At 73.3% G+C, this 7,667-nt stretch carries 5 protein-coding genes, 1 pseudogene and 1 riboswitch; of the genes and pseudogenes, 2 read left to right on the top strand and 4 right to left on the bottom strand.

Annotation, left to right across the window (positions count from 1 at the left end; genetic code table 11):
* From Q0817_RS13895 to gcvP, 4 genes and pseudogenes are all read right to left on the bottom strand, one after another.
* Positions 1 to 293 (bottom strand): annotated as a pseudogene (locus tag Q0817_RS13895) (serine hydroxymethyltransferase); the annotation flags it as partial.
* Positions 290 to 667, bottom strand: a complete 378-nt coding sequence (gene gcvH / locus Q0817_RS13890; protein ID WP_298589272.1) for a glycine cleavage system protein GcvH — start codon at positions 665 to 667, stop codon at positions 290 to 292. The gene gcvH and the pseudogene Q0817_RS13895, both read right to left, overlap by 4 nt.
* A 93-nt stretch (positions 668 to 760) precedes the next feature.
* Positions 761 to 1,882 carry a glycine cleavage system aminomethyltransferase GcvT gene (gene gcvT / locus Q0817_RS13885; RefSeq protein ID WP_298589269.1) on the bottom strand — a complete coding sequence of 374 codons (1,122 nt, stop codon included), beginning with the start codon at positions 1,880 to 1,882 and terminating at the stop codon, positions 761 to 763.
* A 53-nt stretch (positions 1,883 to 1,935) separates the two neighbouring features.
* Positions 1,936 to 4,806, bottom strand: coding sequence for an aminomethyl-transferring glycine dehydrogenase (gene gcvP / locus Q0817_RS13880; protein WP_298589266.1), 2,871 nt, complete (start codon positions 4,804 to 4,806; stop codon positions 1,936 to 1,938).
* Between the two features lie 150 nt (positions 4,807 to 4,956).
* Positions 4,957 to 5,058: riboswitch (glycine riboswitch) on the bottom strand.
* A 253-nt stretch (positions 5,059 to 5,311) separates the two neighbouring features.
* Between gcvP and Q0817_RS13875 the strand changes: the two genes are divergently transcribed.
* Both Q0817_RS13875 and Q0817_RS13870 read left to right on the top strand, forming a co-directional pair.
* A complete protein-coding gene (locus tag Q0817_RS13875) occupies positions 5,312 to 6,766 on the top strand; it encodes a four-carbon acid sugar kinase family protein (RefSeq protein WP_298589253.1) in 1,455 nt (484 codons plus the stop codon).
* A complete protein-coding gene (locus Q0817_RS13870; RefSeq protein WP_298589250.1) occupies positions 6,763 to 7,641 on the top strand; it encodes an NAD(P)-dependent oxidoreductase in 879 nt (292 codons plus the stop codon). Before Q0817_RS13875 ends, Q0817_RS13870 begins: the two co-directional genes overlap by 4 nt.
* The last annotated feature ends 26 nt before the right edge of the window (positions 7,642 to 7,667 follow it).

Here is a 7,667-nt window from a genome sequence, read left to right as displayed (position 1 = left end):
GCGCCGAAGAGGTCCTTGGCCCGGTCGATGGCCAGCTGCTCGATCACGTCCACGTGCTCGCAGCCGCCGTAGTAGCGCCGGCCGGGATAGCCCTCGGCGTACTTGTTGGTCAGCACCGAGCCCTGGGCCTGCATCACGGCCACGGCGGTGTGGTTCTCGGAGGCGATCATCTCCAAGCCCTCGCGCTGCCGGCCGAGCTCCTGGTCGATCTGCGCGGCGACCTCGGGGTCGAGCACGGCGAGATCGGCGTTCAGGGTCTCGAGGTCCTGCCGCGTCTGCGCGGCGGTGCTCATGCCTGCTCCTCCTGGGCCTGCGCGTACTGCTCGGCGGTGAGCAGCTCGCCCTCGCCGGTGACCTCGACGGTGAACAGCCAGCCGTCCCCGTACGGATCGGAGTTCACCAGGCCGGGCTCGTCGACGACGGCGGTGTTGACCTCCGCCACGGTGCCGGAGACCGGGGCGAAGAGCTCGGAGACGGACTTGGTGGACTCCACCTCGCCGCAGACCTCGCCGGCGGTGACGGTGGAGCCGGCCTCGGGCAGGTCGAGGTAGACGACGTCGCCGAGGGCGTCGACGGCGATCGCGGACAGGCCGATCCGCACGGGGGAGGACTCGTCCACCCATTCGTGCTCGGCGGAGTAGCGCAGGTGGGAGGGGATGGTGCTCATGGGCGGGAACCTTTCAGCAGGACGGGACGACGACGGGTGGCGGAACGGGCTGCCGGCGCGGGCGGACCCGGTCAGGGACGGATCGGGCGCAGGTCACTGCCCGCGCCGGTAGAAGGGCAGGGCTACGACCTCGAACGGCACCGGCTTGCCGCGCAGGTCGACCTGCACCTCCGTGCCGGGCTCGGCGTGCTCGAGGTCCACGTAGGCCATGGCGATGGGGTAGCCCAGGGTCGGGCTCAGCGCCCCCGAGGTGACCTCCCCGACGACCTCGCCGTCCACGCTGATCGGGTAGTGGCCGCGGGCCGCGCGCCGGCCCTCGCCGCGCAGGCCGACCAGCTTGCGCTCCGCCCCGGCGGCCTTGCGGGCCTCCAGGGCCGTGCGGCCCACGAAGTCCTCCTCCTTCTTGAAGGAGACGATCGGGCCGAGCCCGGCCTCGTAGGGGGTGAGGTCCCGGGTGAGCTCCTGGCCGTAGAGCGGCATCCCCGCCTCCAGGCGCAGGGAGTCGCGGCAGGCGAGCCCGCAGGGGACGAGCCCGTGGCCCTGCCCGGACTCCAGGAGCGCCTTCCACAGCGGCACGGCCCGGTCGTTGGGCACGTAGAGCTCGAAGCCGTCCTCGCCGGTGTAGCCGGTGCGGGCGAGCAGCACGTCGATCCCGGCGACGGTGGCCGGCGCGGCGGAGTAGTACTTCAGCTCGGCGACCAGCTGCCGCTGCTCGGCGGGGACCAGCTCCTGCAGGACCGCCTGCGCGGACGGCCCCTGGACGGCGACCAGCGAGGTGTCGGCGGACTCGTCGGCCACGGTGACGTCGAAGCCGGCGGCCCGTTCCTGGAGGGCGGCGAGCACGGTCGGGGCGTTGCCGGCGTTGGGCACCACCAGGTACTCGTCCTCGGACAGCCGGTAGCTGATCAGGTCGTCGATGATCCCGCCCTCGGGGGTGCAGATCAGGGAGTACTTGGCCCGGCCCACGGCGATGGCGGCGAGGTTGCCCACCAGCGCCGTGTTGAGGAAGCTCGCCGTGTCCGGGCCGGTCACCCGGATCTCGCCCATGTGGGAGAGGTCGAACAGACCGGCGGCGCCGCGCACGGCGCGGTGCTCGGCCAGCTCGGAGCCGTACTTCAGGGGCATGTCCCAGCCGCCGAAGTCGGTGAAGGAGGCCCCCAGGGCGGCGTGCTCGTCGTGCAGGGCGGTGTGTCGGGAGGTGGTGCTGACGCTCATGTCGGTGCCTTTCGTGGCGGTGCGGTGCGGGTGGCCGGCAGGACGGTGCCGGATCAGTTCTCGAAGGCCTCGGGGGCCGGGCAGGAGCAGATCAGGTTGCGGTCCCCGGCGGCGCCGTCGATGCGCCCGACCGGCGGGAAGTACTTGTCCTGGCGCAGCTCCGGGACGGGGAACGCGCCCTGCTCGCGGGAGTAGCGGCGGTCCCAGTCGCTCGCGGCCACGACCTCGGCGGTGTGCGGGGCGTGGCGCAGCGGGCTCTCCTCGGCGCTGAGCTCGCCGCGGGCGACCTGCTCGATCTCCTCGCGGATGGTGGTCATCGCGGTGATGAACCGGTCGATCTCGGCGAGGTCCTCGGACTCGGTCGGCTCCACCATCAGTGTCCCGGCGACCGGGAAGGACAGGGTCGGGGCGTGGAAGCCGAAGTCGATCAGCCGCTTGGCCACGTCCTCGGCGGTCACCTTGGTGCGGGCCGTGAGCGCCCGCAGGTCCAGGATGCACTCGTGGGCGACCAGCCCGTTGTTGCCGGTGTAGAGCACCGGGTAGTGCTCGTTCAGCGCGGCGGCGACGTAGTTCGCCGTCAGCAGCGCCGTCTGCGTGGCCCGGGTGAGGCCGTCGCCGCCCATCATCGCGATGTAGGCCCAGGAGATCGGCAGCACCCCGGCCGATCCGAACATCGTGGCCGAGATCGGTGCGCCGGCCGCACCGGCGGTCCCCGGGCGGGTGGCGTCGCCGGGCAGGAAGGGGGCCAGGTGCGCGGCCACCGCCACGGGGCCGACGCCGGGCCCGCCGCCGCCGTGCGGGATGCAGAAGGTCTTGTGCAGGTTCAAGTGGGACACGTCCCCGCCGAACTTCCCCGGCTGGGCCAGCCCGACCAGGGCGTTGAGGTTGGCCCCGTCGATGTACACCTGGCCGCCGGCGGCGTGGACGGCGTCGCAGACCTGGCGCACGTCGGCGTCGTAGACCCCGTGGGTCGAGGGGTAGGTGATCATGATGGCGGCCAGCTGCTCGCGGTGGGCCTCGATCTTCGCGTCGAGGTCGGCGTGGTCGATGGTGCCGTCGGCGGCCGTCTTCACCACGACGACCTTCATGCCGGCCAGGACCGCGGAGGCGGCGTTGGTGCCGTGGGCCGAGGCGGGGATGAGGCAGACGGTGCGCTGCTCCTCGCCGCGCGAGCGGTGGTAGCCGCGGATGGCCAGCAGACCCGCCAGCTCGCCTTGGGAACCGGCGTTGGGCTGGAGGGACACGGCCGCGTAGCCGGTGATCTCCTCCAGGCGGGTCTCGAGGTCGGCGATCAGCTCGCGCCAGCCGGTGGTCTGGTGGGCCGGGGCCAGCGGGTGGATCGAGGCGAACTCGGGCCAGCTCATGGCGGCCATCTCGGCGGTCGCGTTGAGCTTCATGGTGCACGAGCCCAGCGGGATCATCGTCCGGTCCAGGGCCAGGTCCCGGTTCTCCAGGCGCGTCAGGTAGCGCAGCATCTGCGTCTCGGAGCGGTGGGTGGAGAACACGGGGTGGGTGAGGAACTCCGTGCTGCGCCGCAGCCCCGCGTCCAGCTCGAGCCCGCGCGGCCCGGCGGCGACCGTCGCGGCCGCCTCGGCCACGCCGAAGGCCTCGGCGACGAGCAGCAGGTGCTGCTCCGTGGTCGTCTCGTCGCAGGAGACCCCGACGTGGTCGGCGTCGACGTGCCGCAGGTTCACGCCGCGGGCCTCGGCCGCGCGGACCACCTGCTCCGCCCGCCCGGGGACCCGCACGGTGAGGGTGTCGAAGAACTGCTCCGCGACGAGCTCGTGACCGGCGTTCCGCAGCACGGTGGCCAGGGTGCGGGCGCGGTCGTGCACGCGCAGGGCGATGGCCTTCAGCCCCTCGGGGCCGTGGTACACGGCGTACATGCCGGCCACGACGGCCAGCAGCGCCTGGGCGGTGCAGATGTTGGAGGTGGCCTTCTCCCGGCGGATGTGCTGCTCGCGAGTCTGCAGCGCCAGGCGGTAGGCGGCCCGTCCCGTGGCGTCCTTGGAGACGCCCACCAGGCGGCCGGGCAGGTTCCGCTCCAGTCCGGGGCGCACCGCCATGTAGGCCGCGTGCGGACCGCCGAAGAACAGGGGGACGCCGAAGCGCTGGGAGGAGCCCACCGCGATGTCCGCGCCCTGCTCGCCCGGCGGGGTGATGAGGGTCAGGGCCAGCAGGTCGGCCGCGACCGTGACCATCGCCCCGCGCTCCTTGGCCTCGGCGATCACCGCGGCGTGGTCGGCGACCCGCCCGGAGACCCCGGGCTGCTGCAGGACCACACCGGTGATCTCGCCGTCGGGCAGGCCGGCCGTCAGATCGGCGACCTCCACGGCGAAGCCCAGCGCCTCGGCGCGGGCCAGCACCACGGCCAGGGTCTGCGGCAGCGTGTCGGCGTCGACGACGATCGCCCCGTTGCCGCGGGCCTTGTTGGCCCGGCGCATCAGCAGCACCGCCTCGACCACCGCCGTGGCCTCGTCCAGCAGCGAGGCGTTGGCCACGGGCAGCGCGGTGAGGTCGGCGACCATGGTCTGGAAGTTCAGCAGCGCCTCCAGGCGCCCCTGGGAGATCTCGGGCTGGTAGGGGGTGTAGGCGGTGTACCAGCCCGGGGACTCCAGCACGTTGCGCAGGATGACCGGGGGCGTGTGGGTGTCGTAGTAGCCCTGCCCGATCATCTGCACGGCCGTGGTGTTGCGGTCCGCGAAGGCGCGCAGCTGCTCGAGCACCTCCTGCTCGCTGAGCGCCTCCGGCAGGTCCAGGGGGCTGCTCTGCCGGATGTCGGCGGGCACGGCGGCGTCGGACAGGTCGTCGAGACTGGTGCGGCCCACACGGGCGAGCATGGTCTGCACGGCGTCGGAGCCGGCACCGATGTGCCGGTCGGCGAAGACCGTCGTCGGGGACGTGGTGCTGAGCTGGATCGTCATGAGGAACTCCCGGGTGCTGCACGCCAGGACGGCGTGGATCGGTTCGAGTTCCTCCCCGCTCTGTCTGGGACCTGAGAGATTCCGCGGCCGGGGGCCGCTTGCACCGTCGGTGAGACCGGCGACGCGCGCCGGGCTGCTTTCCAGAGTTGCCGAACCGTGGTGGTACAGGGGCCTGAGAGTTTCCTGGGGAGGAATTGCTCCTACGGCGCCCGCCGGTCAGGTGCACCGGAGGGACTCTCCCACCACAGTTCATGGGCGTCTTCCGTTCCAGAATAGCCGGATCCGAAAAGGGGTGTCCACCGTCACGCGGGAAAGGGGCGGCCGCGCCGGGGTTCGTTGACGATGTGTGACAGCTCACATAACATGTCAGATGTCTTATGTGTCGGGGTCGTGCTCGGGGAGCCCCCGGGGGACGAGCGGTGCGGACCCGGTGCCGCCGTCCTCGGCCCGGGGCTTCACCGTCTCCCGCCCGGCCTGTGATCCACCGACCAGAGGAGCCCCGCGGATGACCGCTCCACGGACCCTGCTCGTGCTCGACGACGACCCCACCGGGTCCCAGTGCGTCCACGACGTCGACGTCGTCCTCGAGCTCGACCCCGAGCCCGTGCTGGACGTCGTCCGGCACCCCGGGCGCACCTGCTTCGTGCTCACCAACAGCCGGGCCCGGCCCGAGGCCGAGGCCGTGGCGATCAACACCGACCTCGTCTCGGCGGTGCTGGGGACCCTCGCGGCCGAGGACCTGCCGCTGCCCCACCTCGTCTCCCGCAGCGACTCCACGCTGCGCGGGCACGTCATCGCCGAGCCCACGGCCCTGGCGGACGTCCTCGAGCAGCGCGGTGTGGCGGTCGACGGGTTCCTTTTCGCCCCCGCCATGCTCGAGGCCGGCCGGTACACCGAGGGCGACGTCCACCACGCGGTCCTGCAGGGCCGCCCGATGCCCGTGGGAGAGACGGACTTCGCCGCGGACGCCACCTTCGGCTACTCCTCCTCCGACCTCAAGGACTTCCTCGTGGAGCGCTCCGGCGGGACGCTGGACCGGGACTCCATCCTGTCGATCGGCCTCGAGGACATCCGTTCCGGGGGCGTGCCGGCCGTCGCGGAGATCCTGCGCCGGGCCCGGGACCGGGCGTGGGTGGTGGTCAACGCCACGGAGTACGCGGACCTCGACACCGTGGCGCAGGCCCTGGCAGTCCTCGAGGCCGAGGGCCGCACGTTCGTCACCCGGTGCGGCCCGTCCTTCGTCCGTCCCCTCGCCGGGCTGAGCGGCTCGCGCGAGCTGGGTCCCGCGGACATCGTCGTCGGCCCCGGGCGCCTGCCGCACGGGCTCGTGGCCGTCGGCTCCCACGTGGGGCTCACCAACCGCCAGCTCGCCGAGCTGCGCGAGCGGCGGGACCTGTACGAGGTCGAGCTGGACGTGCCCACCCTGCTCGACGACGAGGCCCGCTCCGCGTACGTGGCCGATGCCGTCGCGCGGATCGTCGGGGCGCTGGAGAGCAGCGACGCGGTGGTGTGGACGAGCCGGGAGCTCGTGCGCACGGACGACCCCGACGAGTCGCTGGCCATCGCGCGGTCGGTCTCGGACGCGCTCGTGGCGGTCGTGCACGGGGTGGCGCGGGCCCGCCCGGCGTGGGTCGTGGCCAAGGGCGGGATCACCTCCCACGAGGTGGCCCACCGGGGCCTCGGGATCCGCCGGGCCACCGTGACCGGCCAGTTCTTCCCGGGTCAGATCTCCCTGTTCCAGCCCACCGACGCCCCCGCCACCACGCAGGGCGGACCCTACGTGGTCTTCCCCGGCAACGTGGGCGGGGAGAGCGCCCTGGCCGACGTCGTGGACGTCCTCGACCGGGCGGCCGAGCGCGCCCGGGCCCAGGGCCCGCGGCGCGGCCGGCCGGACCCGCACGAGTCCGGTCCGGACACTGCCGGTCCGGACACCGCCGATCCCGAGGAGAACCCGTCATGAGCACGCCCCTGTCCGTCGGCTTCCTCGGCCTCGGGGCCATGGGCGCGCCCATGGCCCTCACCCTGGCCCGGGCCGGCTTCCCCGTCCGCGGATTCGACGTCTCGCCCCGCGCCCAGGAGCAGGTGGGCGACGCCCTGGAGCTGCTGCCCGATCCCCGGCGGGCGGCGGCCGGCGCGGACGTCGTGGTCGTCATGGTCGCGACCGGGGCGCAGCTGCACGACGTGCTGTTCGGCGAGCGCGGCATCGCCGAGTCCCTCGGACCGGACACGGTGCTGCTCGTGATGGCGACCGTCGGCCCCCAGGCCGTGGAGTCCTGCGCGCGGGGCCTCGAGGGACGCGGCGTGCGGATCGTCGACGCGCCGGTCTCCGGGGGGACGGCGCGCGCCGCCACCGGGGAGCTGCTCGTCATGGTCGGCGGCGCGGACGAGGACGTGGCCGCGGTCCGGCCGCTGCTCGACGCGATGGCCGCCAACGCGCCCCTGGTCGGCCCCCGGGTGGGCGACGGGCAGCGCCTCAAGGTGGTCAACCAGCTGCTGTGCGGTGTGCACATCGCCGTGGCGGGCGAGGCGCTGGCGCTGGCCGAGTCCATGGGCCTGGACCCGGCGCAGTGCCTCGAGGTCCTCTCGACCGGGGCCGCCACGTCCTTCATGTTCGAGGACCGGGGTCCGCGGATGCTGCAGGGCGAGGAGGCGGAGGTCCGCTCCGCTCTGGACATCTTCGTCAAGGACATGGGCCTCGTCACCGACGCCGCCCGGGCGGTCGCCCAGCCGGTGCCGCTGGCCTCGGCGGCCGAGCAGCTCTACGTGCGCGGCCGCCGCGAGGGCCACGGCCGGCACGACGACTCCTCGGTCTTCGACATCCTCCGTTCCCGCTGACCGGGTCTCCCTGCAGGGCGACCCGG

The sequence above is a fragment of the uncultured Kocuria sp. genome, from assembly GCF_947500125.1.
In the GTDB taxonomy this organism is placed as follows: domain Bacteria; phylum Actinomycetota; class Actinomycetes; order Actinomycetales; family Micrococcaceae; genus Kocuria.
This window is presented reverse-complemented; position numbering and strand designations above follow the sequence as displayed.